The organism is Cupriavidus sp. D39 (assembly GCF_026627925.1).
GTDB classification, from domain to species: Bacteria; Pseudomonadota; Gammaproteobacteria; order Burkholderiales; family Burkholderiaceae; genus Cupriavidus; species Cupriavidus ulmosensis.
In genome coordinates this window covers 659,600-680,829 of the sequence record NZ_JAPNLE010000007.1, presented here as the reverse complement: position 1 = coordinate 680,829, position 21,230 = coordinate 659,600, and the positions used below count along the sequence as shown (strand labels likewise).

The 21,230-nt window shown below is 66.4% G+C and carries 19 protein-coding genes and 2 pseudogenes; 15 read left to right on the top strand and 6 right to left on the bottom strand.

The window, feature by feature from the left end; translation table 11 throughout:
- Positions 1–154 precede the first annotated feature (154 nt).
- Complete coding sequence (locus OMK73_RS10375) at positions 155–940, top strand: IclR family transcriptional regulator (RefSeq protein WP_267601960.1); 786 nt, start codon at positions 155–157, stop codon at positions 938–940.
- A complete protein-coding gene (locus tag OMK73_RS10370; RefSeq protein WP_267601959.1) occupies positions 937–1,737 on the top strand; it encodes an IclR family transcriptional regulator in 801 nt (266 codons plus the stop codon). The genes OMK73_RS10375 and OMK73_RS10370 overlap by 4 nt, the downstream gene beginning before the upstream one ends.
- Before the next feature lie 24 nt (positions 1,738–1,761).
- On the opposite strand, the gene OMK73_RS10365 is transcribed toward OMK73_RS10370, so the two are convergent.
- The 4 genes from OMK73_RS10365 to OMK73_RS10350 form a co-directional block, all read right to left on the bottom strand.
- The gene (locus tag OMK73_RS10365) at positions 1,762–2,754 is read right to left on the bottom strand and encodes a Bug family tripartite tricarboxylate transporter substrate binding protein (protein WP_267601958.1); all 993 of its coding nucleotides are present in this window, start codon (positions 2,752–2,754) and stop codon (positions 1,762–1,764) included.
- 233 nt (positions 2,755–2,987) lie between these two features.
- Entirely contained in the window at positions 2,988–4,157 is a 1,170-nt protein-coding gene (locus OMK73_RS10360) for a CaiB/BaiF CoA transferase family protein (protein ID WP_267601957.1), read from the bottom strand.
- A gap of 8 nt (positions 4,158–4,165) precedes the next feature.
- Entirely contained in the window at positions 4,166–4,963 is a 798-nt protein-coding gene (locus OMK73_RS10355; RefSeq protein ID WP_267601956.1) for a flavin reductase family protein, read from the bottom strand.
- A gap of 10 nt (positions 4,964–4,973) precedes the next feature.
- Positions 4,974–6,050 carry an LLM class flavin-dependent oxidoreductase gene (locus OMK73_RS10350; RefSeq protein WP_267601955.1) on the bottom strand — a complete coding sequence of 359 codons (1,077 nt, stop codon included), beginning with the start codon at positions 6,048–6,050 and terminating at the stop codon, positions 4,974–4,976.
- 106 nt (positions 6,051–6,156) lie between these two features.
- On the opposite strand from OMK73_RS10350, the gene OMK73_RS10345 reads away from it, so the two are divergent.
- Positions 6,157–7,107 carry a LysR family transcriptional regulator gene (locus OMK73_RS10345; protein WP_324291703.1) on the top strand — a complete coding sequence of 317 codons (951 nt, stop codon included), beginning with the start codon at positions 6,157–6,159 and terminating at the stop codon, positions 7,105–7,107.
- Here the strand turns inward: OMK73_RS10345 and OMK73_RS10340 are convergent.
- Positions 7,104–7,982, bottom strand: a complete 879-nt coding sequence (locus tag OMK73_RS10340; RefSeq protein ID WP_267601953.1) for an SMP-30/gluconolactonase/LRE family protein — start codon at positions 7,980–7,982, stop codon at positions 7,104–7,106. The genes OMK73_RS10345 and OMK73_RS10340 overlap by 4 nt on opposite strands.
- 258 nt (positions 7,983–8,240) lie before the next feature.
- Here OMK73_RS10340 and OMK73_RS10335 point away from each other — a divergent pair.
- From OMK73_RS10335 to OMK73_RS10300, 8 genes and pseudogenes are all read left to right on the top strand, one after another.
- Positions 8,241–9,010 (top strand): annotated as a pseudogene (locus OMK73_RS10335) (enoyl-CoA hydratase/isomerase family protein).
- Positions 9,011–9,012: 2 nt separating this feature from the next.
- Entirely contained in the window at positions 9,013–10,293 is a 1,281-nt protein-coding gene (locus OMK73_RS10330; protein ID WP_267601952.1) for an acetate--CoA ligase family protein, read from the top strand.
- Complete coding sequence (locus OMK73_RS10325) at positions 10,293–11,156, top strand: acetate--CoA ligase family protein (protein WP_267601951.1); 864 nt, start codon at positions 10,293–10,295, stop codon at positions 11,154–11,156. Before OMK73_RS10330 ends, OMK73_RS10325 begins: the two co-directional genes overlap by 1 nt.
- An 8-nt stretch (positions 11,157–11,164) precedes the next feature.
- Positions 11,165–12,379, top strand: a complete 1,215-nt coding sequence (locus tag OMK73_RS10320; RefSeq protein ID WP_267601950.1) for an acyl-CoA dehydrogenase family protein — start codon at positions 11,165–11,167, stop codon at positions 12,377–12,379.
- Entirely contained in the window at positions 12,376–13,335 is a 960-nt protein-coding gene (locus tag OMK73_RS10315) for an acyl-CoA dehydrogenase family protein (protein WP_267601949.1), read from the top strand. The genes OMK73_RS10320 and OMK73_RS10315 overlap by 4 nt, the downstream gene beginning before the upstream one ends.
- Before the next feature lie 18 nt (positions 13,336–13,353).
- Positions 13,354–14,112 carry an SDR family NAD(P)-dependent oxidoreductase gene (locus tag OMK73_RS10310; RefSeq protein ID WP_267601948.1) on the top strand — a complete coding sequence of 253 codons (759 nt, stop codon included), beginning with the start codon at positions 13,354–13,356 and terminating at the stop codon, positions 14,110–14,112.
- A 2-nt stretch (positions 14,113–14,114) separates the two neighbouring features.
- Positions 14,115–15,302: an SDR family NAD(P)-dependent oxidoreductase gene (locus OMK73_RS10305; protein WP_267601947.1), complete on the top strand. Its 1,188-nt coding sequence runs from the start codon at positions 14,115–14,117 to the stop codon at positions 15,300–15,302.
- Between the two features lie 132 nt (positions 15,303–15,434).
- Positions 15,435–16,526 carry a porin gene (locus OMK73_RS10300; RefSeq protein WP_267601946.1) on the top strand — a complete coding sequence of 364 codons (1,092 nt, stop codon included), beginning with the start codon at positions 15,435–15,437 and terminating at the stop codon, positions 16,524–16,526.
- A gap of 40 nt (positions 16,527–16,566) precedes the next feature.
- On the opposite strand, the gene OMK73_RS10295 is transcribed toward OMK73_RS10300, so the two are convergent.
- Entirely contained in the window at positions 16,567–17,124 is a 558-nt protein-coding gene (locus OMK73_RS10295) for a nuclear transport factor 2 family protein (RefSeq protein WP_267602086.1), read from the bottom strand.
- Between the two features lie 281 nt (positions 17,125–17,405).
- On the opposite strand from OMK73_RS10295, the gene OMK73_RS10290 reads away from it, so the two are divergent.
- The 4 genes and pseudogenes from OMK73_RS10290 to OMK73_RS10275 all read left to right on the top strand — a co-directional run.
- Positions 17,406–17,681, top strand: coding sequence for a hypothetical protein (locus OMK73_RS10290; RefSeq protein WP_267601945.1), 276 nt, complete (start codon positions 17,406–17,408; stop codon positions 17,679–17,681).
- The gene (locus OMK73_RS10285) at positions 17,675–18,766 is read left to right on the top strand and encodes an MFS transporter (protein ID WP_267601944.1); all 1,092 of its coding nucleotides are present in this window, start codon (positions 17,675–17,677) and stop codon (positions 18,764–18,766) included. Before OMK73_RS10290 ends, OMK73_RS10285 begins: the two co-directional genes overlap by 7 nt.
- A gap of 754 nt (positions 18,767–19,520) precedes the next feature.
- Positions 19,521–20,054 carry a hypothetical protein gene (locus OMK73_RS10280; RefSeq protein WP_267601943.1) on the top strand — a complete coding sequence of 178 codons (534 nt, stop codon included), beginning with the start codon at positions 19,521–19,523 and terminating at the stop codon, positions 20,052–20,054.
- Between the two features lie 241 nt (positions 20,055–20,295).
- A pseudogene (locus OMK73_RS10275) lies at positions 20,296–20,478 on the top strand (ISKra4 family transposase); the annotation flags it as partial.
- Positions 20,479–21,230: the final 752 nt, after the last annotated feature.

The window sequence follows — 21,230 nt, the reverse complement described above, 5'->3', positions numbered from 1 at the left end:
GCGCGACCAGCTCGTGCCGCGCGAAGCCGAGGTGGCACGCCTTGACCACATTCCGCTGCTTACGCCCGGACTTCCTGCGCCAATATGGGTGTTTCGCTATTTTGAACAGAAACGCTGCTGGAGCGCATACTGCGGGCCAGACCACGACAAAGTCATGCCAGCCCCCAGAGCGCCCCATCACCACCCCGACGCGGCTTTCGCGACGACCCTCGCCAATGGCCTCTCGGTCTTGCAGTGCTTCCGCTTTGGGGAGACTGTGCTGACCAACAAGGAGCTGGCTGAACGCACCGGGCTGTCGAAGGCCACCATCAGCCGCCTGACCTATACGCTCGCCGCCCGGGGCCTGCTGCTGCATGACGCGCGATTGCGCTGTTACCGCCTCGGCTCGACCGCGCTGTCGCTGGGCTATCCGCTGCTGGCAAGCCTGCGCGTGCGGCAGGTCGCACGGCCCTTGATGCAGGCGTTGTCCGACCGCATGCGCGGCTCCGTCTCGCTCGGGCTGCACGACCGCCTGCATATGGTCTATGTGGAAACCAGTCGTGGCCATGAGGCCATCGCGTTCCGGCCCGACATTGGCGCGTCGCTGCCCATGCTGGCTTCCGCCATGGGAAGGGCTTGGCTGGCACAGTCGCCTCCGGAAGTGCGGGCGTCCGTGCTCGATGCCTTGCGCCACGCGGAGCCCGACGACTGGCAGCGCCATGCCGAGGCCATTCCGGCCGCCATCGACGATCTTGCGACGCTCGGCTTCACCCGCTCGCGCGGGGATTGGCTCAGCGATGTCCACGCCGTCGCCGTGCCCATGCGCCATCCCGTCGACGGCGAGATTCTGGTATTCAATTGCGGGGTGCCCGTGGCGCGGATGACGCCGGCCAGGCTCGATTGCGAGATGGGGCCGCGGCTCATCGAACTGGTGGCCGAAGTGGAAAGGCTGCTGGCATGACACCGGACGACGAGAACGATGCGGACCGTCATTTCGCCGCGACGCTGGCGCATGGCATCGACATCCTGCTCGCCTACCGTCCGGGCGAAGTGCTGCTCGGAAACAGGGACTTTGTCCAGCGCACGGGCTTGTCAAAGTCGACCGTCGCGCGGCTGACCCATACGCTGGTCGTGCTGGGCTACCTGCGGCACGAACCCTCCCTTGGCAAATACCGCTTGGGCGCGCCGGTGCTCGCGCCGGCCTACCCGCTGCTGGCAAGTATGCAGATTCGGCAGGTGGCACGGCCGTTGATGGAGCGGCTGGCCGGGGAGGTCGGCGGGGCCGTTTCGCTCGGCGTTCGCGACCGCACGCAGATGATCTACGTGGAAACGTCGCGGTCCACCGACGATCTCGTGGTGACGCCCGACATCGGCGCCGCACTCCCGATGCTGACGACCGCGATCGGTAAGGCGTGGCTTTGCCGCGTCCCGGCCGCGCTGCGGGATCCGGTACTGAACCGGTTGCGGCTGGAGGACGCAGACGCCTTCCGCCGTGCCGAACCGCGGCTGGCGCAAGCGCGCCGCGAGCTGGAGACGAAGGGCTACTGCTCGAACCGTGCCGAATGGCGCCACGATGTGTTCGCGTTCGCCGTCCCACTTTGCCGGCGAGTCGATTCGCAATGGTTCGTGGTCAACTGCGGGGTTCGGGCGCCGCCCGGTGCCTTTGACGCCATACAGCGGGCCGTCGGCCCGCGGCTCGTCACGATGGCGCACGCGCTTGAGAGTCGTCTCGGATTGCACGAGACGACCGGCCTGTAGTCCGCCCGGTCGCCCCTCCGGCGTTCAGTCGATCTGCAAGCCAGCCTCCTTGGCCAGCTTTTGCCAGGCCGTGACGTCCTCACGAACGGTCGCGGCAAACTGGGCGACGGTCTTCGTGACCGGGCGCGGCATGTTCTGCTGGGCGTATTTTTGCACCACGTCGTCATTGGCGAGGATGCGGTTGATCTCGGCATTGAGCCGTTGCACGATGTCCGGCGGCGTGCCGACTGGCGCGAACACGCCGTACCAGCCTTCCTTGTTGAACGGATAGCCCTGTTCGGCCAGCGTGGGCACCTCGGGCAATGCCGGTCCCCGCGCGGTGCCTGTGCAGGCGAGGGCCACCAGCTTGCCCGAGCGGATGTGCGGCACGGGCGACGCGATATCGGTGAAGCCCAGCAGCATGTTCTTTGACAGCAGGTCGGTCACGAGCTGGGCGCTGCCCTTGTATGGCACGTGCTGCATCGAAAGGCCATAGTGCGCCTTGATAGCTTCCATGATGAGGTGTCCGGTCGACCCGTTGCCCCACGATCCATAGGCGAGCTTGCCGGGATTCGCCTTCACATAACGCACCATGTTGGCCAGGTTCCGGAACCCGGTGGACGGATGGGCAACCAGCAGAACGCCGGCTGCGCCAACCTGCGCGACGGGGGTCAGGTCCTTCAGCGCGTCATACGGCATCTTTGGCTGGATGACCGGATTGATCGCGACGGCGGAGGATGGCGTGATCAGCAGGGTGTAACCATCGGCGGCACTCTTGGCAACCATGTCGGTGCCGATCAGGCTGTTGGCGCCGGGCCGGTTGTCCACCACCACCGGCTGGCCCAGCGCCTGCTGGAGATGGGCGGCGATCACGCGCGCGAAGAGGTCCATGCCGGCGCCCGCCGGCCCGGGCACCACCAGACGGATGGGCCGCCTGGGCCAGCCGCTTGTGGCGGCAACTGTACCGGCCCACGACTGCGTAACGAGGAACGCGGCGATACCTAGGCAGGTCCGCCGCCGGACGGGCGAGTGATGCATGGCTTGTCTCCAGATGTTTTTTGCGTGCGTGAGTGTGTGTGTGCGGCGCCGGTGGTCGCGCCGCGCGCCGAGGACCCGCGCAAGGGATGGGCAATGCTCGGAGCCGCACCGGGGAAGGGTATGGAAATACTAACCACCGTCGATAAGGTCTGGTCCTGCAATCTCCTTGATTGTGTCCTGCGGAAAATGCGAGGAATGCGCCGCACACTGCGAGGTCATGTGCGGCCTGGTAGTCAACCGGGCTGCACGGCCTGCTCCCAATTGCACCCATCCTCCGGCGGCTCGAAACCTTCTCCCGGCGTCAACGGCGCATGGCGATACGTCGCCGGTGTGCGGCCAAGCTTCACGGGCGCGCCGAGTCCCCGGTAGCCGTCTTCCATCTCCACTACCATCCCGCGATGCGCCGTATGCGGGTGCTGCAATGCATCCGCCACCGACAGTACCGGCGCACAGGGCACGCCGGTCGCTGCCAGCGCGTCGGCCAGCGTCTTGCCGTCGTGATCGCGCAGCAGGGCTTCCAGGTCGGCCTTCAGCGCGACGCGGTTGACCGAGCGGGCGCCGGCCGTTGCATACCGTTCGTCGTCCGCCAGCGAGGGCGCGCCAAGGTGCTCGCAGAGAACGCGGAACTGGCGGTCATTGCCGACGGCCAGGAAGACCGGTTCGGTGCCCGTGGCGACCGAGTCGTACGGGTAGATGTTGGGATGCGCGTTGCCGGTGCGGCCCGGTGTCCTGCCGTCCATGAACCAGTTGGCGGCGTGGGGATGGAGAAGTGATAGTCCCGAGTCATACAGCGCCGCGTCGACGAACTGCCCGCGCCCGCTGCGCTCGCGCTCCTGCAAGGCCAACAGCACGCCGATCACGGCGTTCAGGCCGGTGACCATGTCGACCACGGGAAGCCCGACGCGCAACGGTCCGCCGTCGGCCTCCCCGTTGACGCTCATGATGCCGGTCAGCGCCTGGATGGCAGCGTCGTAGCCGGCCAGTCCGCCCAGTGGGCCGTCGGCGCCGTAGCCGGAGACGCGGCAGTGCACAAGGCGCGGGAAGCGTGCGGCCAGCGCGTCGTAGCCGAGGCCCCATTTCTCCATGGTGCCGGTCTTGAAGTTCTCGACCAGAACGTCCGCCTCGGCCAGCAGTGCGAGCAGGGCCCCGCGTCCCTCGGCGGTCGTGAGGTCGAGCCGCATCACCCGCTTGTTGCGGTTGAGACCAAAGTAGTACGAGGCCACGCCATCCTTGAACGGCGGCCCCCAGGTGCGCGTGTCGTCGCCCTGCGGCGGCTCGATTTTCAGCACGTCGGCGCCGTGGTCGCCGAGGACCTGGCCGCAGTATGGGCCGCCGAGGATGCGCGATAGGTCGACCACGCGGATGCCCGCCAGGGCACCGGCACGCTTGCCTTTGCCAGCCATGCGTCCTCCTATTGGACGGAGACCGGCGCAATGCGGTGCGTGCCGGCGTTGAAGTTGATGATCGGGCTGGCCTGATTGCAGGTGGCCTTGCGGATCTTGCCGACGATCAGGTCATGCGTGCCCAGTGCCTCCGTGCAGACGATGTCGCATTCGATGCTGGCCAGCGCGCCATCCAGCACCGGCAGGCCATGTCCGCCTTCGCGCCATTGGCCCGACACGAAGCGGTCGCGCCCTTGCGGGGATTTGAGGAAGGTGTCGATGATGGCGCGGTGTTCCTCGCCCAGCACGTTGGCCACGAACCGCCCGGTCTGCATCAGCGCGCCGTGCGCCGAGGCCGACTTCTGGACGAAGAAGCCCACCATAGGCGGCTCCGCCGACACCGACGTCAGGCTGGAAACGATGATGCCCGCCACGTCCTCGCCGCTGCCGGTGGTGACGGCACTGATGCCGGCCGGCAGCGCCCGCATGGCCGACTTGAAGTCGTCCACGGAGACGACTTCGTCCTCCTCGTTGAGGGTGAGATGGGCGCGGATGTCGCCACGCTCGTCCACCCAGCCGTGCCGCGCCGCGTATCCCACCATGGAGGAGAAGCCGCCCTCCCATGCCGGTTCGCCCGCATGCCCCGACAGGAAGCGCAGCACCGACGGCGCCAGACGGACGTGAACCTTATCCTCGCGCCGCCCGATACGGGCGATGGCGCGTTCCAGCCGCTCGCTGGGCTGCGGATCGATCAGCACGTCGAGCCGCTTGAAGTCGGCCGGGTCACGCAGGGTGATGGCACCGGCATTGGTCAGGTGGATACGCATGGCGGGCTCCTCAGGCGGCGACGGCCAGCTTGGTGCCCGGTTCGCCGAGCTCCTTGCGGATGGCCGGGATGATCCGTTCGCCCCACAGTTCGATCTGCCGCAGCATGGTCTTCTGATCGAAGTCACCGAGCTGGGTCTGCAGGGCGATGTGTTTGGGCCGCAGGATGCTGATCTCGGTCAGCATCTTGTCGATGACCTGGTTGACGGAGCCCACGGGCAGGTTCTTGCGCAACTGGTCGAACGTCGGATCCGTGTCCGACGGCACTTCCTTGACCATGTAGCCGTCATCGCTCTGCGCACGGCGGAACTTCAGGCTTTCCGAAATCCGCCGCTGGAAGCGCGCGCAGTCGAGATAGGCGTCGATCTCGGCTTTGTTGTCCGAGGCAAAGCCGCAGCGCAGGAAACCGAACTTCACGTCGCGGTCCAGGTCCTTGCCGTTCTCTTCGGCGACTTTATCAAGGCGTTCGCGCAGACCGGTGATGGCGTCGTTGCCGTTGAGCAGGGCGGTCACGAATAGGTTGTGGTTCTCGCGCACGCCACGGCCAAGGGTGATCGGGTTGCCGGATGTGATCCACAGCGGCGGCATCGGCTCCTGCAGGCAGCGCACGGCGATGGAGCTTGGCGGAATCTTCAGGAACTGCCCGTCGTGCTCGAAGATCTTCTGCGTCAGGCCCTTCGGGATGACGTCGAGGAACTCGTTGAAGATCGTGCCCGACTCGGCGATGTCAATGCCGAAGCGCTCGAACTCGAACTGCTGGTAGCCGGATCCCACGCCCAGTTCGAGCCGACCGTTCGACACCGTGTCGACGAATCCGACTTCGGCCAGGAAGCGCGCGGGGTGGTACAGCGGCAAAATGCACACCGCCGTGCCGAGCCGGATGCGCTGCGTCTTCGCAGCGGCATGGGCCACCATCATCAGCGGCGACGGCGACAGCGAGTAGTTGTTGAAATGGTGCTCGGCGTACCAGGCGGTGTTGAAACCGGCCTGTTCCGCCACGACGGTCTGCTCGATGGAGTTGCTGATGACTTGCTTCGAGGTCTGGTGGTAACCTCGCTGCTGGGCCAGGATGAATACGCCGAATTCCATTGTTGTCTCCCAAAAATCCCGGTGAAGTTTCGGAGAATTTTAGGTGTCGGGTGGCATTGGCCGGAATACGGGAATCACGGCGATCTGTACTGCAAAAAATGGAGGAATGATGGACCGGCTTCGCGCCATGGAGCTCTTCTTGTCGATTTCCAAGACGGAGAGTTTCTCGGAGACGGCGCGGCACTTCGGGGTGTCCGCCACGTCCGTGTCACGCATGATCACGGATTTCGAGACCGAGCTGAACGTCAAGCTGCTGATGCGCTCCACGCGCCAGGTCGTGCTGACCGAAGCGGGGCAGGAGTATGCGCGGGAGCTGGAAGGGATCCTGTGGAACATCGGCCAGGCGCATCGCAACATCACGGAGATCCGCGCTGCACCGAAGGGCACGCTGCGGGTGCATTCGCGCATGATGTTCGGGCTGGGCGTGCTACCGCCGCTGGTCGCGGCTTTCCGCAAGCAGTATCCGGACATCCATGTTGAACTCGTGCTGTCCGAGACAAAGATTGACCTACGCCGCAGTAACTTCGACATCGATTTCCGGATTTCGCCGCCGGTGGAGGCCGGGCTGAAGCGGCGCATCCTCTTCCGGAACGAGCGCTACCTGGTGGCATCGCCCGCCTACCTTGAGAACCGGCCCGCGCCGACGCGGCCGGAGGACATCCTGCAGCACGACTGCATGGCGTACCTGCTGCCCGGCAACCGGCATAGTTGGCTGTTCAAGCGCGGGGAGAGCGTGGAGGAAGTGGGGTTCAAGCCCCGGCACGTGACCAACAGCGGCGTCGCGCTGCTGGAGTGGGCGCGGCTCGGCGAGGGCATTGCGCTGCTGGACGACTACACGGTCCACAACGATATCTCGCGCGGCACGCCCGTGCGGCTGCTGCCGGAATTCCGCGTGACCAACACCACATTCGAGGAAGGGATGTACGCCACCATCCTGGACACGGCGATGATCCCGGCCAAGATTCGGCTGTTCCTCGACTTCGTGGCCTCGCACGTCTCAGGTGAGGAACTGCGCTTCAGTGCCTACGGCAAATCGGCGGTGCCGGCGGCGGGCTAGAGATGAATGCGGCAGTGCGGGCGCGCTGCGCCGCGTAGGCCGATGCCGCGCACACGTAGCACGGCGCCGTCCAGTGGGCCGTCCGCTGACAGCCGGCCGCTGTCCCGGATCGTCGTGACATAGATGTCTTCCAGGGCCGGCCCGCCGAAGCAGAGCGACGCCGGGTGCGCCACCGGCAGGTCGATACGATGGGTGAGTTGCCCCGCGGCGTCGAAGCGGGCGAGGGCGCCGGCATGCACGAGTGCCGTCCACAGGCCGCCGTCACTGTCGAAGCAGCAGCCATCCGGCGCGGAGCCAAGTGGCGCGGTGTCGACGAAGCGCTCGCGTCCCGACAGCCTGCCTCCGGCATCAAACCGGTAGCGGTAGATACTGCGTGCCGCGCTGTCGCAGACGTAGAATTCCGCCCGCGACGGATGCGGCATCGGCCCGTTGACGATGCCGAAGCCCCGCTCGATCCGGGCGAAGCGGCCGGCGGAATCGAGCCGGTACAACCCGCCCAGCGGCGCCTCCTCAGGTTCGCGAAAGACGTGCATGGTGCCCACCACGAAGCTGCCGTCCGGCATGGGCGTACCGTCGTTCAGGCGCAGATTGGAATGACGGTCGCCGATGTCCGCCACGCAACGCAGGGCGCCGGTGGACGGCGTATAGAGCGCGACCTGCTCCTTCAGGGCCACGACGAGTTTGTCTTCGCCATTCAGCGCGAACGATCCCAAGGGCGCTGGCAGATCATACCGCATCGCATCGAAATGCGCCGTATCGATCACATAGATCCATCCCCGGCGGCAATCCGCAAGCCATAGCCGCTGCCGGACGGCGTCCCAGACCGGGCATTCCCCCAGGTCGGTCCGGATGGTCCCAATGGGCGCGATCTCCATGGTCTGCGATCCTCTTTCGTGATGGCCGGTGGGGCTACGGGTACTCATGCTATCTGCTCCCCGCTTCGCCGAATATGCCGCATTCCCGCAGAACACAACCAACAACTCTGACGGAAATCTACAGGAATCCCCGCTCCTACAATCCAAAAAGCCGGCCCGCAGCGAAGCGCGGCTGTTCATTCGATGCAAGGAGACAACCATGACGTACGCACACACCGCGCCGCTCGGCGCATTTTTCCGTCGGTCGGGAGGTGAGGCATGAGCGAGAAACTGGTCCTGATGGAGGTTTCGGACGGCGTCGCTCTGGTCACGCTGAACCGCCCCCGGTCAATGCCCTGAGCCGCGAGATGCGCCGCCAGATCGTGGCGACCTTCGACGAGATCTCGGAGCGCGATGATATCCGCTGCGCCGTGCTGACGGGCGCCGGCAAGGTGTTTTGCGCCGGCGCCGACCTGAAGGACCGGCCCGATAGCAGCGTGGCTGGCGACTTTCTGGATCACAACCGCCTGACACGCGAAACCGGCAACGCCATCAAGGAATGCGCCAAGCCCGTGATCGCGGCGGTCAACGGCGTGGCGCTCGGCGCCGGCATGGGGCTGGTCGCTGCCTGCGACATCCTCTACGCTTCCGAGGAAGCCACCTTCGGCATGCCGGAGATCAACGTCGGATTGGCGGGCGGCGCTTCCATGCTGCGCACACTGTTCGGCCGCTCCACCGTGCGCCGCATGTTCTTCACCGGCCAGCGCCTGACGGCCCATGACCTGCTCCGCCGCAACGTGCTGGAAGACGTGCTGCCGGCCGACCAGTTGCTGCCCGTGACGATGGCGCTGGCCCGCGAGATCGCCTCCAAGGCCCCGCTGGCGATCATGTACGCCAAACGCGCCACCAACATGGTGGAAGTCATGCCGCAGCGCGATGCCTACCGCTTCGAGCAGGAATTCACCATGGCGCTGTCCCACACCGAGGACGCGCGCGAAGCCCGCATGGCGTTCCTCGAAAAGCGCCAGCCGCAGTTCAAGGGACGCTGACCATGGCGACGCACACCGAACGTCCGGGCGCCGGGCTTGGGCCCTTCTTCCACGCGCGCAGCATCGCCGTGGTTGGCGCCTCAGACGATATCACCAAGATTGGCGGACGTCCCGTCTACATGCTGCGCAAGCATGGCTATGCGGGCGCCGTCTACCCGGTCAACCCGAAGGGCGGCATCCTGCAAGGCCTGACCGCGTTTGCATCGGTCCGTGAGACGCCCACCGCGCCAGAACTGGCGATCTTGGCAGTGCCTGCCGCCGCCACGCCCGCCGCCCTGCGCGATTGCGCGGCACGCGGCGTGAAGGCTGCCATCGTGCTGTCGTCCGGGTTTGCCGAACTCGGCGCCGACGGCGCGGCGATGCAGGCCGAATTGGTCGACATCGCGCGCCAGCACGGCATGCGCGTCCTTGGTCCCAACTGCCTGGGCGCCGTCAACGTGGCCGACCGGATGATCGGATCCTTCTCCATCAGCCTGGAGGAACACATGCCCCCGCCGGGCGGCGTGGGCATCGTCTCGCAGTCGGGCAACGTGGGCAGCCACACCATGAACACGGTGGCACGCCGCGGCCTGGGTGTGAGCCAGTTCATGGCGACGGGCAACGAGGCCGACGTGGACGTGGCCGACGGCATTGCCGCGCTGGCGGAGGATGACACCACACGCATCATTCTCTGCTGCATGGAGACCTGCCGGCACGGCGACCGCCTAGTCGCGGCGCTGGAATTGGCGCGGTCGCGCGGCAAGCCGGTCATCGTCCTGAAGGTGGGCTCGACCGAGCAGGGCCAGGCCGCCGCCGCCTCGCACACCGGCGCGCTGACGGGTTCCGATGCCGTCATCGACGCGGTTTTCCGCCGCCACGGCGCGCTCCGCGTGCGCTCGGTGGAGGAACTGATCGACATCGGCCACGCCGCCTCGATCCTGATGCCTGGCCGCCTGCCGCAGCGCGACGCCGTGACGGTGATGGCGGCCTCTGGCGGCTTTGGCGTAATGATGGCCGATGCCATGAGCCAGGCAGGCCTGCGCCTGCCCGCGCTCGATGCGACCACCTGCGAACGCATCCGCCACGTGCTGCCAATGGCCGGCACCGGCAACCCGGTCGACGCCACGGCGCAAATGTCGAGCCGTCCCGACATCCTCCAGAAGCTATTGTCCGCGCTGCTGGAGGACCCGTCGGGGAACGCGCTGGTGATGTTCATGTCGCTCTCGCTGTACAACTCCGCCTGCGCGGCGTGTACCTGGAGGCGCTGGCGCGTGTACGAGAGGCACATCCCGAGCGTGCGCTGATGATCGTCAGCCAAGGGCCGGCTGATGCGGTGGCGCAGATCAACGCGCTGGGCATCCCCGTGTTTCCGAGCATCGATGCAGCGGCAAGCGGCCTCGCCGGACTGGTCCGGCTCGGCCAGCTTGCCGGCCAGCCGGCATCGGCGCCGCGTCCGCCGGTCCCGGAGGAAACCTTGGACCCGGCCGTCTTCCGCAATGAGTACGAAGCCAAGCGCACGCTGGCAGCCGCCGGCATCGACGTGCCGCAGGAAGCCGTCGTCCGCTCGGTTGAAGAGGCGGTTCGCGCGGCGGAAGCGATCGGCTACCCCGTTGTGCTGAAGATCGTCTCCGCGGACATTCCGCACAAGACCGAAGCCGGCGGCGTGGCGCTCGACTTGCGCAGCGCGGCGGCAGTGCTCGACGCCTATGGGACGATTGCCGCCAGCGTCGCACGCCATGCGCCGCGGGCCAGCGTGGAAGGCATGTTGGTCGCGCCGATGGTCAAGGGCGGCGTTGAGATGATCGCCGGCATTTCCCGCGATCCGGTGTTCGGCCCGGTGGTGATGGTGGGCATGGGCGGCATCCACGCCGAGGTGCTCAAGGATGTCGCCGTGCAGGCCGCGCCGGTCAGCGAGGACGAAGCCCTCGCCATGATCCGCTCGCTGCGCATGTTTCCGCTGCTGGACGGCGTGCGCGGACAGCCCAAAGCCGACATCCGCGCAGCCGCTCGCTGCGTGGCGCGCCTGTCGGAGTTCGCGTGCCGCCATGCAGCTGACATTGCCGAGATCGACATGAACCCCATCCTCGTCCGTCCCGAAAGGGAGGGCGCCGTGGTCCTCGACGCGCTGATGATCCCGGCCGCCGCCCCAGCCACGCCCGCACACTGAGAATCAGCATGCATATCGAAACACGCGATCAACTCGCGGCGATCCCCGATCCGGCCGCAGGACCGGAGGTGTACCGCCAGCACGCCCGCCAATGGCTGCGCGCCAACCTGCCGGACCACATGCGTGCCGACAGCTTGGTTTACCGCACCCCGACGCTGGAAGAATCCAGCGCCTGGGAGGCGGCCATGTACCACGCTGGACTGGCCGGCATGACGTGGCCAATCGCCTATGGCGGCCACGGACTGACCCTGCGCGAGCACCTCGCCGTCAACAAGGAGATCGGCGCGCTGCCCATGCCAGAGAGCGTCAGCTCCATTGGCAAGGAACTCGCCGGTCCGATCATCATGACCGTGGGCACCGAGGCACAGAAAGAGGCGTTCCTGCCCGCCATCCTCGCCATGCGCGAGTACTGGTGCCAGGGCTTCTCGGAGCCCGACGCCGGCTCGGACCTCGCCCGGCTGCGCACGCGCGCCGTACAGGAGGGCGGGCACTGGCGCATCAACGGCCAGAAGATCTGGACCAGCGGCGCGGCCAAGGCACACTACTGCCTACTGCTCACCCGCACCGGTACCGTCGCTGACAAGCACCGTGGCCTGTTGATGTTCGCGGTGCCGATGAACACCCCCGGCATCCGCGTGGTGCCGATCAAGTCCATCGATGGCAAGGAATCCTTCGCCGAAGTATTTTTCGACGACGTGGTGGTGCCGGACAGTGCCCGCCTGGGCGCGCCCGACGAAGGCTGGAATGCCGCCATCCGCGTGCTGTCCATCGAGCGCGCGACCAACCGCATGTACCGTCCGTGGCGCTTCGAATGCGAACTGCGTCATCTGGTCGGCGCCTGCAAGTCGGATGGGCAATTGGCGCGACTGCTCGACGACGGCTACACGCAGCGCCGCATCGGCGACGTGGCCTGCGAGATTGATGCCCTCAAGGGCCTGGTGGAGACGACCGTGTCCCGCATGATGGCCGGCGAGGCCATCGGCGCGCGCGGGTCGCTGACCAAGCTGTACTGGTCGGAGTGCCACCAAGCGTTCGCCGGGCTGGCCCTGTCGCTGCTGTCGCACGTGACGCCTCGCTCCAGCCCGCAGGCGCAGCGCGCCCGGAAGGCGTTCAGCACAGCCTATCTCTTTTCGCGCGCCGAGACGATCTACGCCGGCACCTCGGAAGTGCAGCTCGACGTCATCGCGCAGCGCATCCTTAATTTGCCCAAGGATTTGACATGACGACGCGAGACGACGATCTGCGGCCCGAGGAATTCGCCCAGGCCGCCAGCGCAGCCATCCATGACGCGCGGCCACGCGACTTCCGCGAGGCCGCGCAGGTGCTGGCCGGGGCAGGCCTGTGCGGTGTATGCGCCCATGAGGCGGACGGCGGGCTCGGCCTGCCCATTGACTTCGCGCTCCCCATCGCGCATGCCGCCGGCAAGCTGCAATTGCGCCTGCCCCTGCCGGAAACAATCCTGCTGGCGCAGGCGTTCCATGGCTCGCCAGTCGCCGCCGCGCTGGCGGTCGGCGACAAGGTCGCCACCATTGCGTGGCAGGGCAGTCTGCGCGAGGGCGTGGCCGGCCACGCGCGGCACGTGGCGCAATGCGACTGGGTGCTCGTGAACGATGGCGACGGCGCGGCGCTGGTCGAAGTGGCCGGACTGGCCAGCAAGGAAGACGGATCGCTCGATCCCGAGTTTCCGCAGGCGTGGCTCGACCTGGAAGGCGCGACGGTCGTCGCCCGACTCGATGCCACGGCCCGCGCGGCACTCGACCATGCGGCCTGCCTGCTGATGGCCGATTTGGCGAACGGCGCGGCCGAGGGCGCGCTGGAGACGGCCGCCGGCTATATGGCGACGCGCGTGCAGTTCGGCCGGCCGCTGTCGGCCAAGCAGGCCGTGCGGCACCTGCTAGCGCGCATGAAGCTGCTGACGGAGGCGTCCGCGGCCGCCGTGCGCCGTGCCATGGCGCGCAACGAGTATGGCGCGGCACGAAGCGCACGGCCGGCGCTGGCGGGCGCCATCGGCAACGCGGCCTTTGTCATCGAAAAAGCGATCCACCTGCACGGCGGCATGGGCTTTACGTGGGAACTGCCGCTGCATTATTCGCTGCGCGAGGTGCGCAAGCTTGACGCGGCGTTCGGGGCGGGCGCGCTGGCGCGTACGGTCGGGCAGGAATTCATCCAAGGCGTTTGAGGAATTCGGGGAGTGTTTATGCAACAGGATCTAGCAGGGCGCGTGGCGCTCGTCACCGGCGCAGGCGCCGGCATCGGCCGCGCCACGGCGCGTCTCCTAGCGGCGCGCGGCGCAATCGTGGCGGTCAACGACCTTAAGGAAGAGCTTGTCGGCGCGACAGTAGACGAGATCCGTGCGGCCGGCGGTGAAGCTTTCCCGGTCGTGCAGAACGTGGCGAGCCGGGATGGCATCGCGCAGGCGGTGAGCATGGCGGCCACGCAGGGCAAGCGTTTCGACATCCTCGTCAACAACGCCGCGTGGGTGCGTTACCAGTGGGTGCCGGAAATCATGCCCGAGACGATGGACCGCATGCTCGACATCGGCTTTAAGGCGGTGATCTGGGGGATCCAGGCTGCTGCGGACGCGATGGAGGCGGAATGCGGCGGGGCCATCGTCAATGTGGCGTCGACCGCGGCGCTGGTGTCGGCACCTGCCTCGGTCGTCTATTCGGGCATCAAGGCGGGCATTCTCGGCATCACGCGCGCCGCTGCGGCCGAACTTGGGCCACGCGGCATCCGCGTCAACGCGGTGTGTCCGTCCGCCGTGCCGACCGAGGGCACGCTGCGCAACCGTAATGTCGAGCGCGACGCGCGCCGCGTTGCCCGCACCCCGATGGGACGCTTGGGCAACGTGGACGACGTGGCCAGTGGCATCGCCTTTCTCGCCAGCGACGAGGCGCGCTTCATCACGGCGCAGGCGCTCGTGGTGGATGGCGGCATCACGTTCACCAATCTCTGAGCGTGCCGGCCGTCCTCATCACCGGCGCAGCCGCCGGCATCGGTCGAGCTGCCGCGGGGCAGTTCGCACGCGACGGCTGGCGCTGCGTACTAGTTGACCGCGATGGCGCAGCATTGGCCACCACGGTGGCCGGCCTTTCGGCGCCGGAGGCGGGCCGCCACGAGGCGGTGGAGGCTGACCTCACCGACGCGGCGGCCATCGATTTGCTGACGGCACGCATCGGCCCGCTGGACGCGCTCGTGAACAACGCGGGCATGTCGGACCGCGCGAACCGGCCCGTCGTTGAGCAGGATGGCGACGACTGGCAGACGCTGCTGGCGCTCAATCTTGACGCGCCGGCACGGCTGGTCGACGCGCTTACGCCGAGGTTGGTGGTTGGCGCGCGGGTTGTCAACGTGGCATCGGGCGCCGGACTGCGGGCGATCCCGTGGCGCGGCGCCTACAGCGCTAGCAAGGCGGGTTTGATCGGGCTGTCGCAGGCACTGGCGCGCGAGCGACCGGACCTCCGGGTGAGCGTGCTGTGCCCGGGATTCGTGCGGACCGAACTGGTTGACCGGCTCATTGCAAGCGGCCGATTGGATCCGGCACGCGTAACGGCCAAGATTCCGCTCGGCCGGATGGCGGAGCCTGAGGAACTGGCCGAGGCGATCCGCTTCCTGGCCGGCGCGAACGGTGCCGTGCCCTCCGGTCTGTTGCTGCCGGTCGATGGTGGCTCGTCGGTGTTTGGCGGCAGCCAGGGTTTTGCGGCGGCCGCCTTCGAGCCCGCCCCGTCCGACACGCCACTCCGCCTGCAGGTGGTGGGCGATGTGGCGGGGAAGTGGTCTGCCGTCGGCCAGCATGGAGACGGCTATGCGGCAGTGCTGGACGTTTCGCCACTGGCCGTGCCGGGTGGGAAGCGCCTGGCGGCGGTGCACGAGGCTGCGCGGCGCTTCGCGCGGGAGCATGCCAACCAGGCCAGCCTCACACTGGTGCTTCCGGCCGACGCCGGCCAGGACTGGCGGCACGCGGGCGATCTTGCGGCGGCCCGCATGCTGGTGGCCACGCTGGCGTGCGAGTGGGGCGCGCTGGCGCTACGCGTGAATGCGCTATCGGTCTCGCGGGACGACCCGGAAGCCGTCGCGCCGCTGCTGCGTTTCATGGCGGGCGCTGGCGCGCAATACCTGACCGGGCAGGTGCTGCCGGTGGCCTGACATGCCGCACGCACCCGGGCAATTGAGTAGTTAAGAAGGGAAATGCCCGCTCCGCGGGCAGGGCGGCTCACGCCCATTCACGGGTTGCCTCGGTCCGCACAGGCCCGAGGCGTAACAAAACAAGGTGGAGACATGCAATACAAACTTGGCGCGACCGCGCTCTTCTGCGCGCTATGCAGCCTCCCGGCAGCCGCACAAACCAGCGTTACGCTCTACGGCGTGGTGGACGCGGGTATCGAATTCGCGAACCACCAGACCGGAGGCGGGCATTCCGTCGTCCGGATGACGTCAGGCAACGTCGCCGGGTCGCGCTGGGGGCTGCGCGGTACGGAAGACCTGGGCGGCGGCCTGAAAGCGCTGTTCGTGCTGGAGAGCGGCTATGACACCGATACGGGGAAGTCCGCGCAGGGCGGCCGCCTGTTCGGGCGGATGGCGTACGTCGGCTTGCAGGGAAAGTGGGGCAGCCTGTTGCTCGGACGGCAGCAGAGCGCGCTGTTCGACCTCATCGGTCCCTATGATCCGATGCTGCTTGCGCCAAAGTACTCGATCTTCACGCAGGACCTGGCGTTCGTGTCGCGGGCCGACAATACCGTCAAATACACGGGCACGTTCGGCGGCTTGGTGGCGTCCGGGATGTACAGCTTCGGCGCTGAGAGTGGTACGGTCAACGGCAGCGAAGTGCCCGGCGAACCGAAGCTGGGGCGCGAGTATGGCTTCCGGCTGAGCTACGGCAGTGGCCCGTTCAGCGTGGGCGCTGCCTACGATGAAGTCAATACGGGCACGGTCACGGTCAATCCCGACGCCAAGACGCGGCGCGCAGTGCTGACCGGCACGTATGATTTCTCCCCGGTCAAAGTCTTCGCGGGCTACCGTTGGGCCAAGGCGTACGACGGGGCGCTGCTGGTGGGGGCGATCCCGGGCCAGGCCAACCAGGCCTCGAACCTGTGGTGGACCGGCGTGACGTGGCTGGCCGGCCCCGCCGTCAGCCTCAGTGCCGCCGCCTACTACCAGGATTTCCGGAACACGGGCAACGATCCCTGGCTGTTCGTCGGCATGGCCAAGTACGCCTTTTCCAAGCGCACGGATGCCTACCTCAGCGTCGGTTACACGAAGAACAAGGGCAGTTCCAATCTTGGCCTGAGCACGGGCGGCTCAGGCTTCGGGACGACCGCTGCGGGCGCCAACCAGTTCGGCACCACCATCGGCCTTCGGCATATCTTTTGACGGCAGGCGGCTCGCGCCGCCCTGTCCAGGCTTGTCCGGTCTACTCTGCGCTGAGCAGCGCGTAGACCGGATCATGCGGCCAGGGTGCGCCAATAGGCTGGCGCGGGCCGAAGCGCTCGGTCTCGGTGCCCTCCGGGGTGCCAAGCGGGCCGACCCAGTCGTAGACCACCACGCGCCGCGCAATCCGCCATTCGCCGTTGCGCTTCTCGAATCGGTCGACGTAGCGTCCGGCCAGGAAGACTTCCCGCTGCGCTGCATCGGGGTTGGGCCGGCGCTGGAATGCCTGGAAGTACGACTCCACCGCCGCCCAGTCGCCGTGCAGGGCGATCGAGAGGTTGCCGAGGAAGTGGATCGAGCGTTCGCTGGTCCCCAGCCGGTCCAGCACCCAGTCGATAAAGCCGCTGGCGGAGCCGGAATAGGGGCCATGCCGATCGGTGGCATCGTCCCAGTACACGCTGCGCAGGGCCGCCTCATCGCAACGGTCGATGCCGCGGCAGTAGCGATACAGGCATTCGCGGATGGCTTCGCGGTCGAGCAGTTCGCCGAGGGCGCAGGGGGATGTGGGGTCATGATGGGCGTGACGCGAAAGGATGAACATGAGCTGCAATTCTCTGCCTCCCGTCACCATCCATTGCCTGCCGTTCGGTTGGTTGTCCTCTGCACGGCGGGGGCATATTCGCCAGCCCACCCGGGTCGTAATATCAGTTCAGAACCATGTCCGGCGCGACAGCCGGCGCACAGCAGGGAACCGCAAGTGAGTGCGGTTTTTCCACGATGCGACAAACCAAGGAGAGAGACAATGCCAGTACACGCAGGTACCACGGTGCGGACGCCCCCGATGTGCGCGCCACACCGCTCCCGGCCGCTGCGAGGTGCGCGATGAATCTCCAGCGCAAGGTCGACGTACAAGCCTTCCTCGACGAACAGCGTTTCTCGCGGTTTCATATCCTGCTGTTCGTCCTGTGCTTCCTGATCATCGCTTTGGACGGGATGGACACCGGCGCCATGGGCTACATTGCGCCGTCGTTGATCCAGGACTGGCACCTGTCGCGTGCAGCGCTGGGCCCCGTGCTGAGCGCCACGCTGGTCGGCATCGGCTTTGGCGCCATGGGGGTGAGCCCTTTGCCGACCGCATTGGCCGCAAGCGCGTGCTGATCGGCTCTGTCTTCGCGTTCGGGGTGTGCAGCGTGGCGGCGGCGTTCGCGCAGTCACTCGAAGTGCTGGCTGCGCTGCGCCTCCTGACGGGAATTGGCCTGGGTGCCGCCGTGCCGAACGCCGTCGCGCTGATGGCGGAGTATGCCCCGACGCGGATTCGCGGCACCGTGGTCAATGCCATGCTGGTCGGCTTCGCAGCCGGTAATGGGCTGGGCGGCCTGATGACGGCCTGGCTGATCCCGCGCTTCGGCTGGCACGGCGTGCTGGTGGTCGGCGGCGTGGCACCGGTGCTGCTGACACTCGTGCTGGTGCCGCTTCTGCCAGAATCGGTGAAGTTTCTCGTGGCCAACCGGCGCTCGCGCGAGGATGCACTGGGCATCCTGGGCCACTTGGCGCCGGGCGCCCGGCTCGACGATGTCCAGCTCGTGTGCGAGGAAGATGCCGGACATGGCCGCAAGTCGCCTCTCTCGGAGCTGTTCCGTGAGCGGTATGCCGTCGGCACCTGCCTGATCTGGCTGTGCTACTTCATGTGCATGGTCATCCTGTACCTGGTCAATAGCTGGCTTCCCACCCTGTTCACGACCTCGGGGTATTCGCTGCAGGAGTCGACCGTCACTTCGTCGCTGTTCCATCTGGGCGGATGCGCGGGGATCCTGCTGGCAGGGTTCCTGACTGACCGGTTCCCGCCTACCCGTGTCGTCGCGGCGTACTTTCTGGCGGCCGCAGTACTGGTGCTGGTGATCGGGTACAGCGGGGCGCACGCAGGACTGACGACGATGATCGTCATCGTGGGCATGGCCATCTCCGGTGCGTCCGCGTCGATGTCGCCCCTCGCTGCACATTACTATCCGACCACCAGCCGCGTCACCGGCATTGCCTGGATGCTGGGCATGGGCCGCTTCGGCGGCGTGGCGGGAACCATGGGCGGCGCATGGCTGCTGGGGATTGGATGGGCGTTCGGTGCCATCTTCAGCCTGCTCGCCATCCCGGCCGTCATCGCGGCGATATGCCTGCTCCTGCTGGGTCGCAATGGTCCGCCGCAGGAAGAAAGGGAGTTGCCGGGTTCCGCCGTGGTGGAACACTGAAGGGTGTGTGCGCGCTGCATGTCCGCACACCAAGTGGAGACGGGCCGACGGCTTGGCTTGAGGGTCGAAGCGACCCAGTGCTCAAGTGAAGGGGGCGAAACGCGTTCATCCACTTAGGAAGTCGTCGATGGCCGTAGTCGGGCCGAAAACGGCAATAGTCCCTTGGCGACACGAATGACGGTGAATCAGCCACCTTCGGTCATCGAAGATCTGGGGCCGACTGACTCAAACTGGCGTGCGCCGTGAAAAGGCGGCGCTTTCCAGCGGGTGTAAGCCCCGCCCGGCAACCGCTCCAGCCGGAAGCAACCGTTGCAGCTATGGAGGTAACGAAGTGGCTGAAGCCTTCGGTGCAGCGTGTCACAAATTACGGTGACCGCGCGAGTGTGCGGGCCGTAACGCGAGTGAACGCCGAGCAAACCTCGAAAAAGTCGATGCGCAGGCCGCCCCGACCGCCAGTGCGGGGAAGGCTGATACGGCTGGGTGAATGAGCAGGCAGGACGCCCAGTCGCTGCGCCGAGGTAGTGGCGACAGCATGCACACAAGGAAAGCGCACGCAACACGGGAAGCCCCTTGACATGGTCAGGGACGACCAACCGGACGCCCGCGAGGGACAGGCCGGGCGCCTTGGGGTGACGGTAGTGTGCGCTGAGCAGCGCGTTGTTCAGGAGGGTCGAAGTCCCTCTGGCGCTCGAATGAGGGGCGCCATATCCAAAAGTGGGGGTAATGCCTCGCTGGCCGGAGAGAAGCGGCAGGTATGGAGAAGCCTAAACGGGCACGAAGGCGAAAGCCAGACACAGCCAATGCGGACCTGAAGCCACTGCTTCGCGCAGTACTCCTGAGGGCAGGGTGTCCCCTGCCGCTGGACAAGGGCATTTCGTTCAGCGGCGCTCGCGATCGAATTCGAGCCATTGGAAAGCAGCTCGACGCCGATATCGAAGATGACATCGCGAAGTTGCCCCAGCCTGTAGCGGACGTCCAGATTCGCGAATCCAGCCACGTCGCGACCGTGAGCATCGACTCGGCGTGGCTGAGGCATTGCGACTACGTGAGAGGCCTTGGCCGCCACGTCAATCTCGTGGCCGGGCGAGCGACGTTCACGGACAGTCCGCCAAAGTTTTATGCCTATGTGCACCGGGAAGTCCCCTCAGCTGCGGCGCGACTCGATCAGTTCCTCCTTAGAAGCGGTGTGGCGACCGATGAACGCGTGACCGTGATCAGCGACGACGCCGGTGAGTTTGCGAAGGCCGTCCAGGGCAGTCAGCTCGCACGCGGCAGGCTTCTCGATTAGTTCCACATCGCCATGAAGTTCAACGGGGCGCAGCGTTCCGTGTTCGGTAGCAAGGTAATCGACTCATTGGAACGGGAATCACGCCAAGTGGCTGGTATGGCAAGGCAAGGGCCGCAAAGCGTTGGAGCGCATCAAGGCTTTGGACACTCGACTGCTGATGAGGACGGGGTATGAATTCAGCACGCTTTGGTGGAACCTGGATAAAGTCTCCTGGTACCTGCGGAAGAACGCAAATACGTTGGTCAACTACGGCGCTCGGCATCGGAAGGGCCTGCCGATCAGCAGTAGCATCGCGGAGTCCGCGGTGAACCAGGTCGTCAGCCTTCGCATGGCTAAGAAGTGACAGATGCGCTGGACGGACGAAGGGGCGCACTGCATGGTGCAGGTCAGAGTCGCAGTCTTAAACGGAGAGCTCTCTCCCGACCGCATGACTCGGCGCTCAAGATCGCCGCCTCGCGTCACGGCAAATGCGAACAAAATCAACATCCTTGCCGCAAGTCAGGGCGCCTGACGAAATCCGCCTCCCCAACTTTTGCACGATCTCGTACTTCTCCTCATGCCCTTCGGATTCCACCTCGCGATGGCATCGTGGCAGCGTCGCCAGACTGGCACCGACCAACGGACTTCCTTAAGCAAAACCGTGGCCTGCCGGTACGGCAGATGGCTTGCCCACTTTGCCTGGAGGTATTCCAGCTCCGGCGTGGCGCGGTTCGTCAGAGCTTTAGATAAGGGATGGACCACACACCGCGGCGGCGCAGTCCGTTGGCAAGCACACGACCACAGTCGCGGGCTGTGCACGGTCACCTTGCCGTATACAGTACGCATTACCGTCGAGCGACTGTCCTTGTGTCTCAATGTTGCCCAGCAGCACTGACAATGGGTCTGGCCCGAACACCACCTCTTCACTTGTTTCGAAACCAGCTCGGCCTGCACCTTGGCCAACAGCGACCGTCCCTCCGCGAGGGTAAGGCCGAGGTCCGCAAGGCTACCGTCAGGGCGCTCAATAACGGCCAAAGCTGCGTCATCGTCATGGCCGACGTTGCGATACCGAGCAGCGTAGTCCACATGGATCCGGCGCGACATCCCAAGCGGCTCTCCCTTGGTGCCCTCCCCAACTTTTGCACGCTCTCGTCTACGGGGTCGCACGAATGACGATCTTCGAACGAGGTGAAGCCC